We start from the raw sequence: 1,924 nt of genomic DNA on the forward strand, positions 1-1,924 counted from the left end.
GCTCGCGGCGTGGGACCCGAGCGCTTCGTCGCCCTTGCGCTGCCTCGATCCCTGGAGCTCGTCGTCAGCCTGCTGGCCATCCTCAAGGCCGGCGCTGCCTACCTGCCCCTGGACGTGGACTACCCCAGGGACCGTCTGGCCTTCATGCTCGAGGACGCAGCTCCGGTCTGCATGATCACCAACACGGCGGCGATCACGGCATTGCCCGTGCACGGCTCCACCCTGGTGATGGACGACCCCGCACTCATCACGGCCCTGGCTCACTCTCCGGCCTCGAATCCGCCTCTGCAGCTTCAGTCCTCGCACCCCGCCTACGTCATCTATACCTCGGGGTCCACGGGCAAGCCCAAGGGGGTCGTCGTCTCGCATGCCGGCATTCCGAGCCTCAGCGCCAGCCAGATCGAGCAGTTGATCATCGGTCCCGGTTCGCGCATCCTGCAATTTGCATCGCTGAGCTTTGATGCGGCTTTCTGGGAGGTGGTTCAAGCGCTTCTGTCAGGTGCGACGCTCGTGCTGGCTCAAACGCACGACCTGCTGCCCGGGGATGCTCTCGCGGCCACCGCGACCCGGCATCGCATCACCCACCTGACCATTCCGCCGATCGCATTAGCCGCACAGGATTCCGCAGACCTGCCGAGCGGCGTCGATCTGGTCGTGGCCGGGGAAGCCTCTACAGCCCAGCTGGTGGAACGCTGGTCACAGCAGCGGCGACTGATCAATGCCTATGGCCCCACCGAGTCGACGGTGTGTGCAACCATGGGCATCGCGCTGTCCAGTCGAGCATCGCCACCCATCGGCCGTCCGATCTGGAACACGCAGGTGTACGTGCTCGATGCGCAGCTGCAGCCCGTGCCCGCGGGCGTGGCCGGCGAGCTCTACATCGCAGGCGCCGGCCTGGCGCGCGGCTACCTGAACCGCCCCGGCCTGAGCGCCGAGCGATTCGTCGCCAACCCCCTGGGCGCCCCCGGCAGCCGCATGTACCGCACCGGCGACCTCGCACGATGGCGCGCAGACGGCGTGCTCGACTTCCTCGGACGCGCCGACCAGCAGGTCAAGATCCGAGGCTTTCGCATCGAGCCCGGCGAGATCGAGGCCGCACTCGCACGCCTGCCCCTGGTCGCACAGGCCGCCGTCATCGCCCGCGAGGACTCTCCCGGCCACAAGCAGCTCGTGGGCTATGTGGTGCCAGAGGCCACCGACTCGGCCGCCGAGGCCCTCATCGACACCGCCGCGCTGCGCCGCAGCCTCTCGCAGTCCCTGCCCGACTACATGGTCCCCGCGGCCATCGTGGTCCTGCAAGCTCTGCCGCTGACCCCCAACGGCAAGCTCGACCGCAAGGCACTGCCCGCGCCGGACTTCACCCCGCGATCCATCCGCGCACCACGCACCCCCCAGGAGGAGATCCTCGCGGCCCTCTTCGCAGAGATCCTGCACCTGCCCCAGGTCGGCATCGACGACAACTTCTTCGACCTCGGCGGCCACTCCCTGCTGGCCACCAAGCTCATCAGCCGCGCGCGCTCCACCCTCAACGTCGAGCTGGCCATCCGCGCGCTCTTCGAGGCGCCCACCATCGCGCAACTCACGCGCGCCCTGGGCAACGCACAAGTTGCCCGGATGTCCCTGCGCGCCATGCCCAGGCCTGCACAAGTCCCTCTGTCCTTCGCGCAGCAGCGCCTGTGGTTCCTGTACCGCCTGGACGGGCCCAGCGCCACCTACAACATCCCCCTGGCACTGCGCCTGGCCGGCCCCCTCGATGGCGAGGCCCTGGCACAGGCCCTGTGCGATGTCGCCGCGCGCCACGAGAGCCTGCGCACCATCTTCCCCGACACGGACGATGTGGCACAGCAGGCGGTTCTTCCTGAGGAAGACGCGCGACCGGTGCTGCAGGTGCTCGACGTGTCCGAGGCCACGCTGGCCCAGCAGC

1 protein-coding gene is annotated in these 1,924 nt (G+C 68.8%); it reads left to right on the plus strand.

Annotated features, from left to right (window positions below):
• A partial coding sequence (locus BLW48_RS34835) for a non-ribosomal peptide synthetase (RefSeq protein WP_143047889.1) occupies positions 1-1,924 on the plus strand: 1,924 nt, incomplete at both ends.

It is taken from the genome of Variovorax sp. YR266 (assembly GCF_900107295.1).
In the GTDB taxonomy this organism is placed as follows: Bacteria; Pseudomonadota; Gammaproteobacteria; order Burkholderiales; family Burkholderiaceae_C; genus Variovorax.